Below are 20712 nucleotides of genomic sequence, written 5' to 3'. Positions count from 1 at the left end.
GTGGCGGCACGACGGGGGCACGGTGCCGGTGACGGTCCGCGCCCGACCGAGACCGGGCTCCCGCCCGGCGCCGGCGCGGACAGTCCGGTGTTCGTGATCTCCGTGGCCGCCGAGCTCGCCGGGCTGCACGCCCAGACGTTGCGCAGCTACGACCGTCTCGGGCTGGTCAGCCCGGGCCGATCGGCCGGCGGCGGGCGTCGCTACTCGGCGCGCGACATCGCCCTGCTCCGCGAGGTTCAGCGCCTGTCCCAGGACGAGGGCGTCAACCTCGCCGGGGTGAAGCGGATCATCGAGCTGGAGCAGATGGTCGGTGAGCTGCGGGAACGCCTCGACGAGCTCACCGCCGAGCTGGCCGCCGCCCGGACCGCGGGACAGCAGGCCGCGGCGGCGGTGCACCAGTCCTACCGCCGCGACCTGGTCCCGGTGGACCGCCGCTCGGCCCTCGTCGTCTGGCACCCCGACCGCAAGGACTGACACTCACCCAGCGAGCGGCACGCCCGTCGGAACCTTTCCGACGAGCGTGCCGCTCGTTCGTGTGTGGGGCGCGCTCCGGAGGGACCCCGGGTCCAGCCGGCGGCACTGTCGTCGGAACCTTTGCGACGAGCGTGCCGTTCGCTGGATCGGGACGGGTTCAGGCCGGGGTGGCGGGGGCCAGGGCTCCCCGGCGGGCCAGGGTGGCCAGGACCAGGGCCCCCGCGACCGGGACGGCGGCGAGGACGAAGAACGGGACCGCGGCGGGGACGGACGGGTCCAGGAGCGCGCCGACGGCCGTCGAGCCGATCAGGACCGCCACCCCGCCGGCCGAGGACAGCACGCCGAAGTAGGCGCCCAGGCGTCGTTCCCCGGCCAGTCGCGGGACGAGGTCCTGCGCGACCGGGACGGCGAGCATCTCGCCGAGCGTCAGCAGCACGACCATCGCCACCGCCGGCACCAGCACCGCCCAGGACGGCGGGTCCGGCAGCAGCCGCGCCACCCCGACCGCGGCGAACGCCAGCGCCATCAGCGAGAAGCCGAGCACGATCGCGCGTCCACGCCCGATGGAGCGCGCCCAGCCGGTGATCCGCAGCTGGCCACCGATGACCATCACCGAGGACAGCACGAACAGCCAGCCCAGCGCGGACTGCCCGCCGGTCGCGCGGCGCAGCTCGTCGGGCAGGGCCAGGTAGAGCTGGTTGTAGCAGAGCAGCCAGCCCGAGTAGCCCGCGGCGAAGGCGAGGAAGCGGCGGTTGGCCAGCACCTCGGACCACCCGGCCAGCAGCGGCTCGCCGGCGTGTGCGGCCGGGCGGCGGGGCAGCCAGCGCAGATGCGCCAGCCCGACCAGGACGAACGCGAACGCCGCGACCATGCAGGCCAGCCGGAAGTCGACGAGCAGCAGTGCCGTCCCGACCAGCGGACCGGTCACGGTCCCGACCTGCCCGCTGACGGCGAACAGCGCGAACACCTCGGAACGGGCCGGGCCCTCACCGGAACGCTCACGCTCCCCGGCCTCGCGGGCCAGCGACGACTCCACCGCCGGCGAGAACAGCGCCGCCGCGAACCCGGTGAGCAGCGCCCCGGCGATCACCCCCGTCGCCGACCCGGCCAGCCCGAGCAGCACGAACCCGAGCACGCGCAGCGCACATCCGGCCAGCACGACCGGCTTCGGCCCGTACCGGTCGGCGAGCGCTCCCCCGACGACGAACAGCCCCTGTTGGCTGAACGTCCGCAGCCCGAGGACGAGCCCGACCATCGCGGCGGCGAGCCCGAGGTCCTCGGCCAGGTGCGTCGCGAGGTACGGCAGCACCATGTAGAAGCCGACGTTGAACGCGAGCTGGGTGAGCACCAGCAGCCGCATCACCGGCGGCAGGGCCGCGAGCTGGGTGATCTGACGGGGCCGCCACCTGCGAGGACGGACCGGGTCCAGGTCCGGCGACGCGGCCGTCCGGGGGCTGATCTTCACCACCGTCCATTAGTAGCAGCCGTGCCCGATTGGTGCGACATTGTGGCAGCTACTACATATGCGCGTTGATGCACATCTATTGACGGTCTGCGCAGCCTTGCAGACGATCTCTCGGGCGCTCGGAGACACCGGCGCCCCTGCCCGATCTCCCCGGTTCTCCCGAGAGGCCCACCCCCGCGATGCCTGCCGCTCTTCCCACCCGCCGTCGACGCGTCGGCGTCGTCCTGACCTGTGCCGCGTTCGCTCTCGTGACGGCCTGCGGGGGTGGCGGGGCCGGTTCCGGCACCGTCGTCCCGGACGCACAGCTGACGATAGCGATGCAGTTCGCGCCCGGCGCCGGCTACGGCATCGACACCGACGACGCGCTGGTCGTGTCGCAGCTCGGCGTCAGCGAGTCGCTGGTCGCCTCCGGCGCGGACGGCGTCGCGCGGCCGTCGCTGGCCACCGAGTGGGCTCGGACCGACCCGCGGACCTGGCGGTTCGTGCTCCGGCCGAACGTCACGTTCCAGGACGGGACGCCGCTGAACCCGGCCGCCGTGGTGAAGGCGCTGACCTGGGTCGCCGGCGTCAGCGCCCCGCCGCGGGCGATCAAGGGAATCGGGCTGACCGCCGTCGCCGACGGAGCGGACGCGGTGAAGGTGTCCACCACGGCCCCGGACCCGATCCTGCCGCTGCGCCTGAGCAGCTCCAACGCCGCGATCCTGGCGCCGTCGGCGTACGCGTCGAACCCGCCGAAGGTCCAGGACACCGGCACCGGCCCGATGCGGATCACCGCGGTCAACGGCACCCAGAGCGCCACCCTGGCGCGCTTCGACGGCTACTGGGGTGGTCGTCCGCAGCTCGCCGGCGTCACCGCGAACTACGTCTCCGACCCGGCGGCCCGCGCGCTGTCGCTGCGCGCCGGCGACGTCGACATCGCCCAGGAGCTGCCCGAGTCCTCGGCGCTGGAGTTCACCGGGTCGAACGGGTTCGTGAACCAGACGGTCGCCTCGCCGCGGACCGACTCGCTGCTGCTGAGCCAGTCCGCGCCGCCGTTCCGCGACATCCGGGTGCGCCAGGCGATCACCAAGGCGATCGACCGGACCGCGCTCGGTGAGCAGGCCCTGGCCGGGTCCGCCGTCCCGGCGTCGGAGCTGTTCGGCCCCGCCGTCGCGTGGGGGTCGCAGGAGCGCCCGCCCGCACCGGACGTCGAGGGGGCGAAGGCGCTGCTCGCCCAGGCGGGGTACGGGCCGCAGAACCCGCTGCGGGTGAGTCTGGGGACCTACGCCAACCGCGCCGAGCTCCCCACCCTGGCCACGGCCGTGCAGGGGATGCTGCGTGCTGTCGGGGTGGAGGCGACGATCCAGGTCGCCGACTACGACGCGAAGGAGCCCGACCTGCTGGCCGGGCGCTACCAGATGTACCTGCTCTCGCGCAGCTACCTGCTCGACGTCCCGGACGCCGGCGCGACGCTGACCAGCGACTACTCCTGCCAGGGCTCCTACAACATCAACCGCTACTGCTCGCAGGCCTTCGACGCCCTGATCGCCCCGCTCGGCACGACGACCGACCCGGCGGCACGCCAGGAGATCTTCCAGCGCGCGGCCGCCCAGCTGAACACCGACGCCGTCGGCGTCCCGCTGGTGCACACCCAGGCCAACGGCGTCGGCTCGAAGGTCACCGGCTACACCGTCGACCCGCTGGCCAAGACGCTGGTGACGGCCGGGCTGGCGAAGACGGAATGAGTGCGGCGTGAGCGCCGTGCTCGCTCGTCGCCTGCTGGCGCTGCCGGTCGTACTGTTCCTGGCCTCGGTGCTGATCTTTCTGCTGCCGCGGATGGCCGGGGTGGACACCGCTCGCGCGATCCTGCGCAGCCGGCTCGGCGAGGCCGAGCCGGATCCGGCGGTGCTGGCCGCGATCCGGCTCGAGTTCGGTCTCGACGCCTCGCTCACGACCCAGTACTGGCGCTGGCTCTCGCACGTCGTCGTCGGCGACCTGGGCAACTCGTTCACGACGCGGACGTCGGTCGCGGGCCTGCTGTTCCCCGCGCTCGGGGTGTCGCTGGTCCTCACGGCGGCGGCGCTGGTCCTGGCCGCGCTGGCCGGCATCCCGGCCGGGGTGTGGTCGGCGCGGCGCCCCGGCGGACGGCTGGACCGGGCGGTGACGGCGACGTCGGTGCTCGGGGTGGCGACGCCGGAGTTCGTGCTGGGCACCGTGCTGGTCCTGGTCTTCGCGGTCGCGTTGCCGGTGCTGCCGGCGACCGGGTGGGGGTCGGTCGCGCAGGCGGTGCTGCCGGTGCTCACCCTGGCCGCGTTCCCGGCGGCGCTGGCCGCGCAGCTCACCCGCGCCGAGACCGTCGACGCGCTCGCGCGCCCGCACGTCATGGTCGCCCGCTCCAAGGGTATCGAGGAGCGGGCGGTGCTCTGGCGCCACGGCGGACGGCTCGCGCTGACGTCGGTGACGTCGCTGTCCGGGCTGTTCTTCGGCGGCCTGCTCGGTGGTGCGGTCGTGGTCGAGGTGGTGTTCGCGGTGCCGGGGCTCGGCGGGCTGCTCTACGACTCGGTCGTCGGCCAGGACCTGCCGGTCGTACAGTCCGGGCTGCTGGCCGTCGTCGCGGTGGCGGCGCTGGCGAGCATCGCGGCGGAGGGGCTGCAGCTCGCGCTGGACCCGGTGGGCCGGAGCACGGCCACATGACGGCCGTCGCCGTGACGATGCCGTGGTGGCGCCCCCGTCACCCCGCCCGGATCGCCGTGGTCACGGCCGTCGTGCTGCTGGTGGTGCTCGCCGCCCTGCCGCTGGACGCGATCACCACGAACCTGTCCGAACGGTTCGCCGGGCCGTCGGCGGCACACCCGTTCGGGACCGACCAGCTCGGCCGTGACGTGCTCGCCCGGCTCGCCGCCGGGACCCGGCTCTCGGTCGGGTTCACCATGGTCGCGCTGGTGATCTGCGCCGTCGCCGGGACGCTGCTCGGGGTGCTCGCCGCGTCGGCCGGACGGGCCGTGGGCCAGGCGTTCCAGCGGATGGTCGACGTGCTGGTCGCGATCCCGGCGATCGTCGTCGGACTGGTCGTCGTCGCCGCGAGCGAGGGGCCGCCCGGTCTGGACACGCTGCTGCTGGCCGTCGTCCTCACCGGATGGACGCCGTTCGCGCGGCTGACCTACCAGCTCACCCTGCGCGAGCGGAGCCGCGAGTACGTCGAGGGTGCGGTCGCGGTCGGCGCCGGCCCGTTCCGGATCGCGTTCCGGCACGTCCTGCCGAACATGCTGCGCCCGCTGACGGCGCACGCCTGCCTGCGGTTCGCGAACGTGCTGCTCTCGCTGGCCGGGCTGTCGTTCCTCGGCCTCGGCGTGCAGCCGCCCACGCCGGAGTGGGGCGCGATGCTCGACGAGGGCCGCCAGTACATGTTCGTCGCGCCGCAGCTGGTGCTCCTGCCGGCCGTCGCGATCGTCGGGACCGCTCTCCTGGTCACCGTGCTGGGCCGCCTGCTCGAAAGGCGGTGGAACGGTGCCTGATCCTGGTATCGGACAGTAGGCTGCTCCTGCGAGCTATGTGCGACAGGCTCGCGCGACGACGACGTCAGGAGAGAACGTGGCGGAGACCGACGCGGGTGGACGGCGCCGGGGCACGGTGCGCCCGGAGCTCAAGGAGATGCTCGACGGGGTGGGTGTGGTCCCGATCCGGACGGGCGTCGACGACGCGCGCAGGGCCTTGCAGGCCGAGGGCGCGGTGATCGTCCGCGGGCTTCCGGACGACCCGGAGCAGCTGGTCACGACGGCCGCGGTGACGCTCGGCGGGAACCTGCGGGAGCTGTTCGGCATCCGTCCCCAGGGCGGCGTGGACTCCCCGCCGCTGGGCCTGCACTCCGACGGCGCCTACCTCCAGGTCGACGTGCACGGCCGGACCACGCGGCTGCGCGACCCGGACGAGGACTACCTCTACATGCACTGCGGCGACCCGGCCGACTCCGGCGGGGACTCCGTCCTGGTCGACGGGTACGCGCTCGTCGAGGCGATCCGGGAGCACCTCCCGGAGCTGCACGCGTTTCTGACGGGTGTCGACGTCGACTTCTTCGGCAGCCGCGTCGACCCGCCGCGCGGCGTCCCGCTCACGCCGCTTGTGCGGCGCATGGTCGAGCACACCCGCGGTGGACGACGGGTCGTGCGCGCCAGCGACTACGCGATGCCGGTGCCGCGGGTGCCCGGCTGGGACGCCCACCTGGCCCACATCGAGACCTACGCCGACGTGCTGGCGACCGCGTTCGAGGTCGCGCCGCGGTTCCGGCTCGAGGGCGGGGACCTGTTCGCGCTGGACAACTACCGCTTCCTGCACGGCCGCGACGGTTTCCGCGGCGAGCGCCGCCTGCACGTCCTGTCGGTCCGTAGCAGCGAGGCCTTCTGACTCACAAACGGCCGGGCCACAGGCCCGGCCGTCCGGCGTTCGTCGTGGTGCTGCCTAGTCCATCGTGAACGGGTCGTACGTGATCCGGTCCAGCGGCGTGCCCGCGACGAGCATGCGGGAGACGGTCGAGCGGATCATCGACGGCGAGCCGCAGACCAGCACGTCGTGGTCGGCCCAGGCGCCGTAGCGGGTGACGACGTCGGCCAGGGTGCCGGTCTCGGCGCCGGAGGCCTCCTCCTCGGTCTCGACGACCGGGATCACGTCCAGCCACGGCTCGCTGTAGGACAGCTTGCGCAGCGCCGTGAAGTCGTAGAGGTCCTCCCACGTCCGGCCACCGACGAACACCTGGGTGCGCGGCGGGTTCGGACGGCGGCGCACCTCGTCGAGCAGCGCCTTCATCGGAGCGACGCCGGTACCGCCGGCGATCATCAGCAGCTCGCGGTCGGCGTTGTCCGGGACGGCCATCCGGCCCATCGGCGGGCCGATCCGCCAGGTCTCGCCGACCTGGGTGTGGGCGACGACGGCCCGGCTGACCCAGCCGTTCTCCACCGCGCGCACGTGGAACTCGATGGTCCCGTCGCGACGCGGGGCGTTGGCCGGGGACAGGTAGCGCCACAGCCGCGGGCGGTGCGGCGTCTCGACGCTGACGTACTGACCGGCCTGGTAGGGCACGGGCTCGCTGGTCGCGATCGTCACCACGGCCAGGTCCCAGCCGATGCGGCGGTGGTCGACGACGCGGCCCATCCAGGACGCCGGGCCGCGCTCGGCGGCGGCGGCCTGCTGCATGGCGTTCGCGACGGTGCCGTAGGCGCCGACCCAGGCCTTCTCGATCTCCGGGGTCCAGGCGTCACCGGCGTAGGTGGCGATCGCGGAGAGCAGCGCCTCGCCGACCGCGTCGTAGTGCTGGGAGAGCACGCCGAACTTGCGGTGGTCGCGGCCGAGCTGCTGCAGGAACGGGACCAGGTCGTCGGGCTGGTCCACCATCTGCACGACGTGGACGAGGGCGCGCAGCAGGCGGCTGCGCTGCACCTCCATGTTGACCGGGAAGAGGTCCCGGGTCTCCGGGGCGCGGGTGAACAACGTCGAGTAGAAGTGCTTGCCGAGCTCGTCGGCCTGAGGCTCGACGGCGGCGAAACTGGCCCGGATCAGCTCGACCGTGCGCTCGGCCTCGGTGGCCGGCCGGTTGGGCGGGGCGACGTCCCTGGCGATCAGCTGATCAGCGGTCATGCCTGGCCGACACTCTCCTCGGTCGTGCTCGTCCCCGTCCCCGGGCCGCTCGTCGTCACTCGGGTGCTCGCGCGGTACGCTACGCGAACTCCGCCGTTCGCCGGTATGGCAAGCGGCAACCGGAGGAAAGATCCGGCGGTGATCGGACGCATGGTCACGGTTTCATCCGTTCGGGGACGGGTTCACTCGTCATGGCGTGGGGTGCGCCGCCGACAGAATAGCGTCCGCGCCTCCCCTTGCCGACGTCCCGGTGCCGTTGTGTCGCTTCGGCCGACCGTTTGGTGATCCCACGTCGGGATGGCACCGTATCGGGGTGCCGTTGCGAACCCCCGCTCTGGTGGTCGGCCCGCGCAAGCGGCCGGTCGTCTCCGCCCCGGTCCGTCCGTCGGTGACCCCGCCCGCGCGCCCGGCCCCCGAACCCGAGCCGCGTCCCACGCCCGGTTCCAAGGGCGAGCACACCCTGCAGGAGCAGTTCGGCAGCGTCGCCCGCGCCGGCCGCTTCTACGACGACCAGGTCCGGGACCGCCTGCTGCCGCGCATGGTCGAGTTCATCGGCCGCATGGAGATGGCGTTCATCGCGACCGCCGACTCGCACGGCGAGTGCGACAACTCCCTGCGCGCCGGACCGCCCGGCTTCCTGCAGGTGCTCGACGAGTTCACGCTCGCCTACCCCGAGTACCGCGGCAACGGCGTGTTCGCCAGCCTCGGCAACCTCGCCGAGAACGGTCACGTCGGGATCCTGATGGTGGACTTCGTGGAGTCGCTGATCGGGCTGCACGTCAACGGCCGCACCCGGATCCTCGACGACGACGCCTTCCGCGTGGAGTACCCGGAGCACGCGCGGGATCAGGCCCCCGGACGGCGGGCCGAGCGGTGGGTGGTGGTCGACGTCGAGGAGGCCTACATCCACTGCCGCAAGCACATCCCGCGGATGGAGCGGGTCACGCAGAAGCGCGACTGGGGCACCGACGACCCGGCCCGCAAGGGCGGCGACTTCTTCGGCGCGAAGGGCACACCGGCCCGCGTGACGCGCCCGCCCCGCCGTCGGTTCCCGTCCACCACGCACCTCTCCGGCGGGGCCACCAAGGCGCTGCGACGCCGCTGAGGGGACTCAGTGCCGGGTGCGGTGGCGACGGGTCGCGCCCACGATCACCGCGAGCAGGGCCAGGCCGAGCAGCACGATCCACACCACACCGGCGAGCACCCCGATCCCGGTGACGGCGACCGCGACGTAGAGCGCGACGCACAGCCCCAGCGCCACCCACGTCACGGCCAGCGGCCGGTCCGCCCGCACCGCGGCGACGATCACCGGCCAGGCCCCTTTCGGCAGCTCGCGGGTCTCGTAGCGAGCCAGCAGCGCCCCGACCAGCAGCACCGCCACCGCCCCGATCCGGGCGCCCGCCGTGCCGCCCTCCGGCCGCGCGGACAGGGCCAGCACCACGAACACCGACACCAGCAGCACCAGCCGCAGACGCCAGGACAGCTGCCAGAGCACGGCGGCGACGGTCCGCAGCACCCCGGTCTCCCCCGGCGCGAGCCGCCCGGCGTCGACGAGCCCGCCCAAGGCCCGTCCGGGGTGGTGCGAGCGGGCGTCGAGGACGGCCAGGTCGTGCCGGGCGCCGGCGTGCGTGGGGTCGAGACGCAGCGTCTCGGTGTAGGCGGCGCGCGCCGTCGTCCGGTCGCCGAGGTCGCTGGTGACGTCGGCGAGCAGGAAGTGCGAGCCGGCCTCCAGCGGGGCCAGGTCGACGACCCGGCGGGCGACCTGCGCGGCGTCGGCGAGGCGCCCGGCCCGTTGCAGCACACGGGCGTAGCCGGTGGCGGCGTAGCGGTCGTCGGGGGCGAGCGTGACGGCCCGGTAGCCGGCCTCCAGCGCCTCACCGTGCCGGTTCAGCATCGACAGGTGCAGGGCGCGCAGCCGGTGCGGGTGCTCGGCGTCCGGCTCGGCCGCGCACGCCGCCTCGGCGGCGGCGAGTCCCTCCTCGTGCCGGTCCGGCCGGTCGCGGTCTGCGGCCAGCAGCAGCACGGCCAGGCCACGGAGCAGCCCGGGGTCCTGCGGGTACTCCGTCAGCCCCTCGCGGACGGTGCGCTCGGCGTCGTCGAGACGCCCGACGGCCCGCAGGTGCTCGGCGCGTTCGACGAGGGAGCGGGGGTCCCCGCTCATGCTCGTTCCGCTCCGCTTCTCTCGGGGCTCATGCCTTGCGGTTCTTCTTCAGGTACGCCGCCAGCTCGTCGTAGCTGCCGTCGGTGTTGCCGAACAGGGCGACGTTGCGGGCGGTGGAGAACCACGGGCCGGTGCTCGGGGTGACCTCCCGCGCGGCCGCGACGAGGTCCTTCGTCGTCAGCGAGCGGACCTTGCCCGACCGCATCGACTCGGCCAGCGCGCGCTCGGTGGCGGTGTCGACCAGGTGCGCCAGGTCCGCGCCGGAGTAGTGCTCGGTGGCTCGGACGACGCGGTCGAGGTCCAGGTCGGTGACCGGGCGGTCGCGCAGGTGGTGGCGCAAGATCGCGGCCCGGGCGGGCGCGTCCGGGGGCAGGACCAGCAGCATCCGGTCGAAACGCCCCGGGCGGCGCAGCGCCGGGTCCATGTCCCACGGGTGGTTCGTCGCGGCCAGGACGAACACGCCGTCGTTGCGCCCGGACAGCGAGTCCATCTCCGAGAGCAGCGTGTTGACGGTGTTGCGCAGGCTCCCGGAGTGCGCCAGGTTCGAGCGCTTCTGCCCGAGCGCGTCGACCTCGTCGAGGAACAGCACGCACGGGGCGTTGCGCCGCGCGGTCCGGAAGATCTCCGCGAGGTTGCGCTCGCTGCGCCCGGTCCACATGTCCAGCACGTCGGCGATCCCGATCTCGGAGAACCGCGCCCCGAGCTCGCCGGCCACGGCCCGGGCCAGGAACGTCTTGCCGCAGCCGGGCGGGCCGTAGAGCAGCAGCCCGCCGCCGGGGCGCTTGCCGAACGCCTTCGCCATCTCCGGGTTGCGCATCGGGCCCAGGAACGACAGCTCCAGACGGGACTTGACGTGCTCCATCCCGCCGACGTCGTCGAGCCGGACGTCGGGGCGCTCGGCCCACTCGACGTCGGAGTCGCCGCTGCCGCCGGGCCCGCCGCCGTCGTCGAACGCCGACACCGGCTCGGCGATGTCGGCGACCTGCTCCTCGGCGCGGGCCCAGTCGAAGCCGGCGGGCTCGTGGGGCTCCTCGACCGGCTCGTCCGCCGGCGGATCGGCCGGGGCGTCGGCGACGGGAAGGGCCGGCTCGTCGGCGGTGGTCGCTGTGGTCGGAGCGGAACCCGTGGTCAGAGCCGTCGTCAGGCGTTGCAGCAGCGCGATCGCCCCGGGGTGACCGGGCTCGGCGGCCAGGGCGGCGGTCGTGTGCTGCAACGCCTCCGGCACGCGTCCGGCGTCGGCCAGCCGCTCGGCGAGGTGCAGGCGCAACGGGACGTCCCCGGGAGCGGCGGCGACGGCCGCGAGCAGGCTGGTCAGAAGCGGGTCCTCGCTCATCGGACCCAGTATCGCCGGTCTCGCGAAATTCGGTCACTTGAGCGGAACAGACTCAACTTTCCTGACGTTGTCGGTAGTGACGGGCACACTGGCCGGTACTTCCACGAGGGACCTCCCACGAGGGGGACCGACCGGCTGCCACTCCCACTCATGACGATCCAGGAGGACGCGGGGGCATGGATTCCTTCAACCCCACCACCAAGACCCAGCAGGCGATCTCGGCGGCCGTGCAGGCCGCGACGCTGGCGGGCAACCCCGACGTCGGTCCCACCCACCTGCTCGGCGCACTGCTGGCCCAGGGGGACGGGATCGCCGCGCCGCTGCTCGCCGCCGTCGGTGCGGACGCCGACAAGGTCCGTGCCGAACTGACCCAGCTCGGCCAGCGGCTGCCGTCCGCGGCCGGTTCCTCGGTCAGCGCACCCCAGCTCTCGCGCGACGCGCTCGCCGCCATCACCGCGGCCCAGCAGCTCGCCACCGAGATGGGCGACGAGTACGTCTCCACCGAGCACCTGCTGGTCGGGCTCGCCCGCTCCGGCGGCCCGGTGGCCGACCTGCTCGGACGCCACGGCGCAGGTCCGGACGCGCTGCGCGAGGCCTTCTCCAAGGTCCGCGGCTCGGCCCGGGTGACCAGCCCGGACCCCGAGGGCACCTACCAGGCGCTGGAGAAGTACGGCGTCGACCTCACCGAGCGCGCCCGCTCCGGCGAGCTGGACCCGGTGATCGGCCGCGACACCGAGATCCGCCGCGTGGTGCAGGTGCTCTCGCGCCGCACCAAGAACAACCCCGTGCTGATCGGCGAGCCCGGCGTCGGCAAGACCGCGATCGTCGAGGGCCTGGCCCAGCGCGTGGTCGCCGGCGACGTGCCGGAGTCGCTGCGCGGCAAGCGCGTGATCTCGCTCGACCTCGGCTCGATGGTCGCCGGGGCGAAGTACCGCGGCGAGTTCGAGGAGCGGCTCAAGTCGGTGCTCAAGGAGATCACCGACTCGGCCGGTGAGGTCATCACCTTCATCGACGAGCTGCACACGATCGTCGGCGCGGGTGCGACCGGCGACGGCTCGATGGACGCCGGCAACATGATCAAGCCGATGCTCGCCCGCGGTGAGCTGCGCCTGGTCGGTGCCACCACGCTGGACGAGTACCGCCAGCACATCGAGAAGGACGCCGCCCTGGAGCGCCGGTTCCAGCAGGTGCTCGTCGGTGAGCCCTCCCCGGAGGACACCGTCGGCATCCTGCGCGGGCTCAAGGAGCGCTACGAGGTGCACCACGGCGTGCGGATCACCGACGCCGCCCTCGTCGCCGCCGCGACGCTGTCCGACCGCTACATCACCGCCCGGTTCCTGCCGGACAAGGCGATCGACCTGGTCGACGAGGCCGCGTCCCGGCTCCGGATGGAGATCGACTCGCGTCCGGTGGAGATCGACACCGTGGAGCGCGCCGTGCGCCGGCTGGAGATCGAGGAGATGGCGCTGGACAAGGAGTCCGACGCCGCCTCGAAGGACCGCCTGGTCGCGCTGCGCGCCGAGCTGGCCGAGAAGCGGGAGGCGCTGTCCGCGCTGACCGCGCGGTGGCAGAACGAGAAGAGCGCCATCGACGTCACCCGCGACCTCAAGGAGCAGCTCGAGCAGCTGCGCGGCGAGTCCGACCGGGCCGAGCGCGACGGCGACCTGGGCCGGGCCGCCGAGCTGCGCTACGGGCGCATCCCGGCGCTGGAGAAGGAGCTCGCCGAGAAGGCGGCCGCCGTCGAGAGCAACGCCGAGACGGTGATGCTCAAGGAGGAGGTCGGTCCGGACGACGTCGCCGACGTCGTGTCCGCGTGGACCGGGATCCCCGCCGGGCGGATGCTCGAGGGCGAGACCGCGAAGCTGCTGCGGATGGAGGACGAGCTCGGCCGTCGCGTGGTCGGGCAGACCGAGGCCGTCCGCGCCGTCTCCGACGCGGTGCGCCGCGCGCGGACCGGGATCTCCGACGAGAACCGGCCGACCGGGTCGTTCCTGTTCCTCGGACCGACCGGCGTCGGCAAGACCGAGCTGGCCAAGGCGCTGGCGGAGTTCCTGTTCGACGACGAGCGGGCGATGGTCCGCATCGACATGAGCGAGTACTCCGAGAAGCACTCGGTGGCCCGCCTGGTCGGTGCCCCTCCCGGCTACGTCGGTTACGACCAGGGCGGCCAGCTGACCGAGGCGGTGCGCCGTCGTCCGTACACGGTGGTGCTCTTCGACGAGGTCGAGAAGGCGCACCCGGACGTGTTCGACACGCTGCTGCAGGTGCTCGACGACGGACGCCTGACCGACGGCCAGGGCCGCACGGTGGACTTCCGGAACACGATCCTGGTGCTCACCTCGAACCTGGGCGGCGGCGTGATCGCCGACCAGAGCCTCGACGAGCAGCAGCGCCACGACGCCGTCATGGCGGTGGTCCGGACGCACTTCAAGCCGGAGTTCCTCAACCGGCTCGACGACGTCGTCGTGTTCCACGCGCTGTCCACCGACGAGCTCACGCACATCGTCGACATCCAGGTCGACGTGCTGCGCGGGCGTCTGGCCAAGCGCCGGCTGACCCTGGAGGTCACCGACCCGGCGCGGGAGTGGCTGGCCATGAACGGGTTCGACCCGGTCTACGGCGCCCGCCCGCTGCGCCGGCTGGTGCAGTCCTCGATCGGCGACCAGCTCGCCCGGGAGCTGCTCTCCGGCGGCGTCCGCGAGGGCGACACGGTGCGGGTCGACCTCGACCCGTCCGCGTCCGGCGGGACCGGCGGCCTGGTCGTCGGCAAGGGCCTCGGGACCGGCACCGAGGAGCCGGTCGCGATCGCGAACCGATAGGTCCGATCGCCGGTGCGCCGGGGCGGTGACTCCTACCGTCCCGGCGCATGGACCCACGACCGTCCCGCCACCTGACCGGCCTCCCGTCCGCGCCCTCGTCCTCCGCCCCTACCGACACGTCGGACGTCCGGGCCTGGCTCGCCGACTATCGCGGCCGCATGGAGGAACTGCGCGACCGCGCCGAACGCGCCCAGGCCCAGCTCGAGGGCCTGACCGCCACCGCGTCGAGCCGCGACGGAGCCGTCACCGTGACGGTGAACGGCTCCGGCGCCCTGCTCGAGCTCCGGTTCGGCTCGCGTGCCGAAGAGATGCCCCGCGCCCGTCTGGCCGACCTGGTCCTGACCCTGTCCCGTGAGGCCGCGGCCGACGCGTCGCGCCAGGTCCGTGAGGTGGTGGAGCCGGTCACGGCGGCCGGGAGGGCCGCGCGGTGACCGACGACGTGTTCCGCGTCGTCCCCGGGGACGTCCGCGGGCACGCGACGGCCGTCGGGAACGTCGAGCACGCGATCGCGGGGAAGACCCCCGCGCAGAACACGCTCTCCACGGACGCCTACGGGCTCATCGGCCAGGCGTTCTCCGGAGCGGCGATGGCTGCGATGGGATCCGGCTCGGTCGCGGTCGAGAAGCTGTGCCGTGCTCTGGGCGACGCGGCCGGCGGACTGCGCGACTGCGCGGCCGACTACGAGAGCGCCGACCGGCGGGTCGCGGATCTGTTCGGTGGTGACGGATGACCTCGGTCGAGCCGGAACGGGACTGGGCCGAGGGGTCGGGGATCCTGTCGAGCTACAAGGATCTCGGCGAGTCGTTCGGCGAGCAGGACGCGGGCGGGATCGCCGCGGCCGGGACCGCGGCCGGCCTGGACACCCTCGGCCTGGTGATGGACCCGGTGGGCACCATCCTGGCCGGCGCCACCGGCTGGGCGATCGAACACGTCTCGTTCCTGCGCGAGCCGCTCGACGCGATGCTCGGGGACCCGCCGGAGATCGAGGCCCGGGCGGAGGCGTGGCACCTGCTGTCGCTGGAGCTCGCGGCCCAGGCCACCGCGTTCGAGGGGGCCATGGCCCGCCAGGTGGCGGGCTGGGAGGGCGAGGCCGCCGACGCCTACCGGGTCGCCGCCGGTCGCCTGCGGGAGGCGCTGTCCACGACGTCGTCGGACACGGCGGGAGTCTCGGAGACGGTCCTGACCTCGGCCGCGATGGTCGGGACGGTGCGGTCTCTCATCCGGGACATGATCGCCGGCTGGCTCGGCAGGCTCGTCGCCTGGCTGCTGGCGACGGTCGTCAGCGGGGGTCTGGCCGCCGCGGCGGCCGTCCCGGCGATGGTCCTGGAGGCCACGACGCTGGCACTGCACGCGGCCGAGAAGATCAGCAAGGTCGTTGCACAGCTGGACGAGGCGTCGGCGGCGCTGGCGACGCTGGTCTCCGGGATGGGGAGGCGGGCCGACGAGCTGGCGTCGATCGGGAGCTTCCTGCCGGCTTCCGCCGTGCCCGGCGCGAACGGTCTGGCGGACACCGTGGCCAGGGCCGGCGCGGCGATCCCCACACCCACCGTCCCGGCGGGTGTGGCCGACCGGCTGAAGAACGTGCGGGCGGGCCTGGAGGGCGCCGCCGAACGCAGGGTCGCCCCCGACCTGCGTGCCGGGGAGCCGGCCGGACTGTCCGAGTCGGCCGGGGTGGAGGCGGTCCGCCCCGGCTGGAAGGGCGCCGGTGAGGGCGTCGAAGAGCTCCGGGACGACGTCCGGGTCAAGGCGGCCGTCGAGTCCGGAAAACAGGCGGGCGAGGCGCGGGGCGAGATCGCGGAGCAGGAGGACGAGGCCGGCGGGTACCGGTGAGCCGGCACCGGTCGCGGCCCGGGTGACCGACACCCCCCGGACGAGGGCGATCCACCGTCGTGGCGCTACCACGTTCGGCGGTGGTTCGGGACTAGGCTCCGCCGCATGTCGGTCTGGTTCGTCATCGCCATCATCGCGATCATCGTGGGCGTCGGCCTGCTGCTGTTCGATCGGTTCCGTGGCGGTGGGAGCCGCGACCGCAAGCGGTGGGCCGCGACGCGGGAGTGGGAGTTCCTGGACAGCGATCCGGTCCTGCCCAGCCGCTGGCGCTACGGCACCATCCACCAGGGCGGGCCGGGCGTGGCGCGCAACCTGGTCAGCGGCGACGTGCCGACCCCGGACGGTCCGCGGCAGTCCTACGCGTTCGACCACGAGCAGGCCGGCCGGGTCAGCTCCGTGCTGTGCGCGGTGCAGGTGCAGACCGCGCTGCCGGCCGCGGTGGAGCTGCGGCTGCCGTCGGCCCCGCTGCCCGACGACGCCGGGCTGGACCTGCTGGAGCCGGTCGGCGAGCGGTACGCGTTCGTCAGCGACGCCGAGGCCGTCCGCCCGCTGCTGACCCCGCGCCTGGCCGACGCCAGCGACGCGATCGGCGAGGACGTCGAGCTGCTCTGGGCCGAGGACGCCTGGGTGCTCGCGGCCGCTCCGGTGGGGATCTCCCCGGACCGCATGCAGGACCTCCTGGCCGACCTCGCCGAGGTGGCCACCGCCCTGGAGGAGGGCCTCTCGGCCGTGCGACCCTCGGCCGGGGCCTGACCAGCGATTCGTCGCCGTGTGTTGATCGACTGATGCGCAAAGTGACCACCCGATTGAGCTAGGTGGAGTAGCGCTGGATACCCTGTTCGGGTGCCTCTCGCTCTCATCACCGGCGGTAGCGCCGGCATCGGCGCCGCGTTCGCCGATCGTCTCGCGGCCCGCGGACACGACCTGATCCTCGTCGCCCGCGGAGAGCTGCGGCTCAACGCGACGGCCCGCATCATCGCGGCCCGCCACGGCGTCCGGGTGGACACCTTCGTCACCGACCTCGCCGACCGGCACGGCCTGTTCCGGCTGGAGGCCCTGCTGAGCGGGCCCGAGGGCCTGGTCGTCGACGTCCTGGTGAACAACGCCGGGTGCGGCCGGGCGGCGGAGTTCCCGCACGCCGAGCGGGAGCACCTGCAGGCCGAGATCGACCTCAACATCACCGCGACGATCGGGCTCACCCACGCGGTGCTGCCCGGGATGCTGCAGCGCGGCCGGGGGACGATCGTCAACGTGGGCAGCGTCGCCGGGTACCTGCCCGCGGCCGGCTCGTCCTACGGCCCGACCAAGGCGTGGGTCTCGGCGTTCACCGACTCGCTCGCGCCGGTTCTGCGCGGCACCGGCGTCGCCGCGATCGCGGCCTGCCCCGGGTACGTCCGCACCGGGTGGCACGACTTCACCCCGCCCGAGGGCATGGCCGGTCGGCTGCTGTGGTCCGAGCCCGAGCAGGTCGTCGACACCTGCCTCGCCGACCTGGACCGCGGTCGCACCCTGAGCGTCCCCGGACCGGTCTACCGGCCGCTGGTCGACGCGCTGGAGATGCCGCGCCGGGCGCTGCGCCTGGCCGCCCGGGTGGCAGGGGCGTCGCGGGAGCGTCGCGAGCCCGTCCCGGCACCGGCCCCGGTGGCCGCCTCGGCCCCGGCGCGGCCCGTCCGCCGTCCGGGCCTGCCGGACCTGCCCTCGCGCCCGGCCCAGCGGGTCGAGCCGCCGCATTGCGTGCGCACCCCGGCGGCGGACCACTTCGTCCCCACCCGCCGGTCCACCCGCGAGAGCCGCGCCCGCGCCGTCGCGGCGGCCCGTTCCCGCGCGTCGGCGACCGTCTCGTCGACCACGCCGGCGGCCGTCGAGCCGGTGCGTGTCCCGCGACCGGCCGACGGGATGGCCGTCCCGAGCGCCTGACGTCCCACCGCTTCCGGCCCCGGCGTGGATCCGACCCCACGCCGGGGCCGGTTTCCCGCGTGAGGTCAGCCCACCGCGAGCTCGTCGGTGCGCGGGAGGGGCAGGGCCGGCTCCAACGGCCGCCCGGCCCCGCGCGGGCCGTACCGGGTGCGGAACGGCGCGAGCTTGAACCGCCGGGTCCGGAGCTGGTACTCGGCCGAGTTCGCGGGCCACATGACGACGTTGACGCCGTCGTCGTTCTGGTAGTAGCTCGCGCACCCGCCGCGTTCGTAGACCGTCCGCGCGGAGCGGCGCCGGATCCGGCGCGTCCACCGGTGCTCGACCTCGGGCCGGACGTCGGTGACCTCGATCCCCTCGCGCGCCATCGTGACGACGGCGTCGGCGATGTAGCGGCCCTGGGCCTCGGCGAAGAGCAGCGTCGAGCTGGCGCCGCTGGTCGCGTTCGGGCCCTGGGTGAGGAAGAAGTTCGGGAAGCCCGGGTAGCTCATGCCCAGGTAGGCGCGCGGCTGGTCACCCCAGTGCTCGCTCAGCGAGGTCCCCGACGCGTCCCGGATCCGGCGGGCGATCGGCGAGGTGATCCCGATCTGGAAGCCGGTGTTGAGCACGATGACGTCCACCTCGGCCTCGGTGCCGTCACCGGCGACGACGCATGCGCCGCGGACCTCGGCCAGACCGCCGGTGTGCAGCGTGGTGTTCGGCTCGCCCATCGCCGGCAGGTAGGAGTTGGAGATCAGCGGGCGCTTGCACAGGTACTCGAAGTCCGGGGTCAGGCGGGCGCGCAGCTCGGTGTCCGGCACCTGCTCGGCCAGGTGCCGGCGCCCGACCCGCATCAGGCCCTCGCGCAGCAGCTTCGACCGCCGGGCCGAGGCGAGCACCTCGGCGCCGGCGTAGAGGACGTCGAACTGCAGGCGGCGTAGCCGCGGGCTCGCGTCCAGCGCGCGGCGCAGCTTCTCCGCCCCGGGGCGCTCGGGCTTGGGCATCACCCAGGCCGGGGTGCGCTGCACGACGTGCAGCTCGCGGACCAGCGGCTGGATGGCCGGCACGATCTGGATCGCCGACGCGCCCGTCCCGATCACCGCGACGCGCTTGCCGTCGAGGTCGACGTCGTGGTCCCAGCGCGAGGAGTGGAACGCCGGTCCGGGGAAGCGGGACAGGCCCGGGACGTCGGGCATCGCCGGGTCGGAGACCAGCCCGGCCGCGCTGACGAGGACGTCCGCGGTCACCTCGCCGCGCCCGGTGCGGATGCGCCAGCACCGGGTGTCGGGGTCCCAGCGCGCCTGCTCGACGTCGCTGTGGAAGCGCACGTGGGACAGCAGGCCGTCGGTGCGGGCCAGCGTCCGTGAGTAGTCCAGGACCTCGTGGCCCTTGGCGTAGAGGTCCGACCAGTCCGGGTTGGTGAGGCGGCGCAGCTGGTAGAGCGGTGAGGGCGTGTCGACGCCGACGCCGGGGTAGGTGTTGTCCCGCCAGACGCCGCCGACGTCGTCGGTCCGTTCCAGGATGACGAAGTCGTGCACCTCCCGGCGCAGCAGGGCCAGACCGGCGGTCAGGCCGCTGAAACCGGCGCCGACGATGATCACGCGGTGGTGGTCGGACGTCGGACGGTCCGACGCGGGGCGCGCGGCCGCGGGTCTCGGGGCCTCGGACGTCATACCCCGACGGTAAAGGCACCGTGACCGTCACGTGATGTGAAGTAGGTCCGGTTGCTCCCACCGGCGCAGTGCGGAGCCGGTGACGCCTGCGTGGCGGGGCCGCCGTCACGCACTAGGCTCGCCCCGTGCCCTCCGTCATGATCACCGGCGCCTCCGCAGGGATCGGGGCGGCGTTCGCCGACCGTCTGGCCGCGGACGGGCGCGATCTCGTGCTGGTCGCCCGGGACGCCGAACGCCTCGAGGCCTCCGCGGCCCGGCTCCGTGACCAGGGCGTATCGGTCGAGGTGCTGCCGGCGGACCTGGCCGACCCGGCCGCCCGCGCCCGCGTCACCCGGCGGCTGACCGACCCGGACCTCTCCCCCGTCGAGCTGCTGGTGAACAACGCCGGTCTGGCCACGGGGAGCGACTTCCTGCAGGCCGACCCCGCCGACCTCACCCGCCAGCTCGAGGTGAACGTGGCGAGTGTGCTGGCTCTCACCCGGGCCGCGCTGCCCGGGATGGTGGACCGCGGCACCGGTGCGGTGGTGAACGTGGCCAGCGTGGCCGGGTTCCTCGCCGGGCGCGGGTCCACCTACAGCGCGGACAAGGCGTGGGTCATCTCGTTCACCGAGGGGATCGCCGCGTCGCTGAACGGGACGGGGGTGCGGGCGATGGCGCTGTGCCCGGGCTTCGTCCGGACCGAGTTCCACGAACGGGCCGGGATCGAGGTCGGCGGACGGCGTGGGCCGCTGTGGCTCGACCCCGTGCAGGTCGTCGACGAGTGCCTGGCCGACCTGGCCAGGGGACGGGTGGTGTCCGTGCCTTCGCGGCAGTACAAGGCGATCGTCGGGCTGGTCGGGGTGCTCCCCCGCGGTGTCGTCCGGCGACTGACGGCGACGTTCGACCGGGACCGCACATGAGCGCCCATGGGGACCGGGCGCGGCTCGCGGCACTGGTCCGCGAACTCGGCGTCGTCCACGAGCGGGTCACGCTGTCCTCCGGTGCGGAGGCCGACTACTACGTCGACCTGCGCCGCGTCACGCTGCAGCACGAGGCGTCCCCGCTGATCGGGCGGCTGCTGCGCGCGCTGACCCAGGACTGGGACTACGACGCCGTCGGCGGGCTGACGCTCGGCGCGGACCCGGTCGCGACCGCCGTGCTGCACGCCGCGTCCCTCGAGGCCGGTGCGCCGCCGATCGACGCGTTCGTGGTGCGCAAGGAGACCAAGAAGCACGGCATGCAGCGGCTGATCGAGGGCCCGGACGTCGCCGGACGCCCGGTGCTGGTCGTCGAGGACACGTCGACGACCGGCGGCTCCGTGCTGACCGCGGTGCGCCAGGTGCGCGAGGCCGGGGCGACCGTGGTCGGGGTGTGCACGGTCGTCGACCGCGACACCGGGGCGCGCGAGGCCGTCGAGGCCGAGGGCGCGCCGTACCGGGCGCTGCTCGGGCTGGCCGACCTGCAGCTGGGCTGACCCC

At 73.9% G+C, this 20712-nt stretch carries 19 protein-coding genes; 14 read left to right on the top strand and 5 right to left on the bottom strand.

The window, feature by feature from the left end; translation table 11 throughout:
- Positions 1-474: a heat shock protein transcriptional repressor HspR gene (locus EV383_RS29930; RefSeq protein ID WP_130293426.1), complete on the top strand. Its 474-nt coding sequence runs from the start codon at positions 1-3 to the stop codon at positions 472-474.
- 157 nt (positions 475-631) lie between these two features.
- Here the strand turns inward: EV383_RS29930 and EV383_RS29925 are convergent, their stop codons facing one another.
- Complete coding sequence (locus EV383_RS29925; RefSeq protein WP_242623370.1) at positions 632-1942, bottom strand: MDR family MFS transporter; 1311 nt, start codon at positions 1940-1942, stop codon at positions 632-634.
- Positions 1943-2118: 176 nt separating this feature from the next.
- On the opposite strand from EV383_RS29925, the gene EV383_RS29920 reads away from it, so the two are divergent.
- The 4 genes from EV383_RS29920 (at position 2119) to EV383_RS29905 (ending at position 6319) form a co-directional block, all read left to right on the top strand.
- A complete protein-coding gene (locus tag EV383_RS29920; protein ID WP_130293424.1) occupies positions 2119-3663 on the top strand; it encodes an ABC transporter substrate-binding protein in 1545 nt (514 codons plus the stop codon).
- Between the two features lie 7 nt (positions 3664-3670).
- Positions 3671-4612 (top strand): ABC transporter permease, encoded by a 942-nt coding sequence (locus tag EV383_RS32800; protein WP_130293422.1) that lies wholly within the window; start codon positions 3671-3673, stop codon positions 4610-4612.
- Positions 4609-5433, top strand: coding sequence for an ABC transporter permease (locus tag EV383_RS29910; RefSeq protein ID WP_130293420.1), 825 nt, complete (start codon positions 4609-4611; stop codon positions 5431-5433). The genes EV383_RS32800 and EV383_RS29910 overlap by 4 nt, the downstream gene beginning before the upstream one ends.
- 76 nt (positions 5434-5509) lie before the next feature.
- Entirely contained in the window at positions 5510-6319 is an 810-nt protein-coding gene (locus tag EV383_RS29905; protein ID WP_130293418.1) for a TauD/TfdA family dioxygenase, read from the top strand.
- Positions 6320-6373: 54 nt separating this feature from the next.
- Here EV383_RS29905 and EV383_RS29900 read toward each other — a convergent pair whose 3' ends face one another.
- On the bottom strand, positions 6374-7546 hold the full coding sequence (locus tag EV383_RS29900; RefSeq protein ID WP_130293416.1) for a globin domain-containing protein: 1173 nt from the start codon (positions 7544-7546) through the stop codon (positions 6374-6376).
- Positions 7547-7859: 313 nt separating this feature from the next.
- Between EV383_RS29900 and EV383_RS29895 the strand changes: the two genes are divergently transcribed.
- Entirely contained in the window at positions 7860-8651 is a 792-nt protein-coding gene (locus EV383_RS29895) for a pyridoxamine 5'-phosphate oxidase family protein (RefSeq protein WP_423213675.1), read from the top strand.
- 6 nt (positions 8652-8657) lie between these two features.
- Here the strand turns inward: EV383_RS29895 and EV383_RS29890 are convergent, their stop codons facing one another.
- Together EV383_RS29890 and EV383_RS29885 are read right to left on the bottom strand one after the other, a co-directional pair.
- A complete protein-coding gene (locus EV383_RS29890) occupies positions 8658-9707 on the bottom strand; it encodes a tetratricopeptide repeat protein (RefSeq protein ID WP_130293414.1) in 1050 nt (349 codons plus the stop codon).
- A gap of 28 nt (positions 9708-9735) precedes the next feature.
- On the bottom strand, positions 9736-11040 hold the full coding sequence (locus EV383_RS29885) for an ATP-binding protein (RefSeq protein WP_130293412.1): 1305 nt from the start codon (positions 11038-11040) through the stop codon (positions 9736-9738).
- 176 nt (positions 11041-11216) lie between these two features.
- Between EV383_RS29885 and clpB the strand changes: the two genes are divergently transcribed.
- From clpB to EV383_RS29855, 6 genes are all read left to right on the top strand, one after another.
- Positions 11217-13859: an ATP-dependent chaperone ClpB gene (clpB, locus tag EV383_RS29880; RefSeq protein WP_130293410.1), complete on the top strand. Its 2643-nt coding sequence runs from the start codon at positions 11217-11219 to the stop codon at positions 13857-13859.
- 47 nt (positions 13860-13906) lie between these two features.
- Complete coding sequence (locus tag EV383_RS29875) at positions 13907-14290, top strand: YbaB/EbfC family nucleoid-associated protein (RefSeq protein WP_130293408.1); 384 nt, start codon at positions 13907-13909, stop codon at positions 14288-14290.
- Positions 14287-14589: a type VII secretion target gene (locus EV383_RS29870; protein WP_130293406.1), complete on the top strand. Its 303-nt coding sequence runs from the start codon at positions 14287-14289 to the stop codon at positions 14587-14589. The genes EV383_RS29875 and EV383_RS29870 overlap by 4 nt, the downstream gene beginning before the upstream one ends.
- Positions 14586-15689 carry a WXG100 family type VII secretion target gene (locus tag EV383_RS29865; RefSeq protein WP_130293404.1) on the top strand — a complete coding sequence of 368 codons (1104 nt, stop codon included), beginning with the start codon at positions 14586-14588 and terminating at the stop codon, positions 15687-15689. Before EV383_RS29870 ends, EV383_RS29865 begins: the two co-directional genes overlap by 4 nt.
- Before the next feature lie 105 nt (positions 15690-15794).
- On the top strand, positions 15795-16442 hold the full coding sequence (locus tag EV383_RS29860; RefSeq protein ID WP_130293402.1) for a type III secretion system chaperone family protein: 648 nt from the start codon (positions 15795-15797) through the stop codon (positions 16440-16442).
- 90 nt (positions 16443-16532) lie between these two features.
- Entirely contained in the window at positions 16533-17606 is a 1074-nt protein-coding gene (locus EV383_RS29855) for an SDR family NAD(P)-dependent oxidoreductase (RefSeq protein ID WP_130293400.1), read from the top strand.
- A gap of 65 nt (positions 17607-17671) precedes the next feature.
- On the opposite strand, the gene EV383_RS29850 is transcribed toward EV383_RS29855, so the two are convergent.
- On the bottom strand, positions 17672-19255 hold the full coding sequence (locus tag EV383_RS29850) for a flavin-containing monooxygenase (RefSeq protein WP_130293398.1): 1584 nt from the start codon (positions 19253-19255) through the stop codon (positions 17672-17674).
- Between the two features lie 125 nt (positions 19256-19380).
- On the opposite strand from EV383_RS29850, the gene EV383_RS29845 reads away from it, so the two are divergent.
- Both EV383_RS29845 and pyrE read left to right on the top strand, forming a co-directional pair.
- Positions 19381-20154, top strand: a complete 774-nt coding sequence (locus EV383_RS29845; RefSeq protein ID WP_207223708.1) for an SDR family NAD(P)-dependent oxidoreductase — start codon at positions 19381-19383, stop codon at positions 20152-20154.
- Positions 20151-20708 carry an orotate phosphoribosyltransferase gene (gene pyrE, locus EV383_RS29840; protein WP_130293395.1) on the top strand — a complete coding sequence of 186 codons (558 nt, stop codon included), beginning with the start codon at positions 20151-20153 and terminating at the stop codon, positions 20706-20708. Before EV383_RS29845 ends, pyrE begins: the two co-directional genes overlap by 4 nt.
- Positions 20709-20712 lie beyond the last annotated feature (4 nt).

This window comes from Pseudonocardia sediminis, assembly GCF_004217185.1.
Classification (GTDB): domain Bacteria; phylum Actinomycetota; class Actinomycetes; order Mycobacteriales; family Pseudonocardiaceae; genus Pseudonocardia; species Pseudonocardia sediminis.
This window is presented reverse-complemented; position numbering and strand designations above follow the sequence as displayed.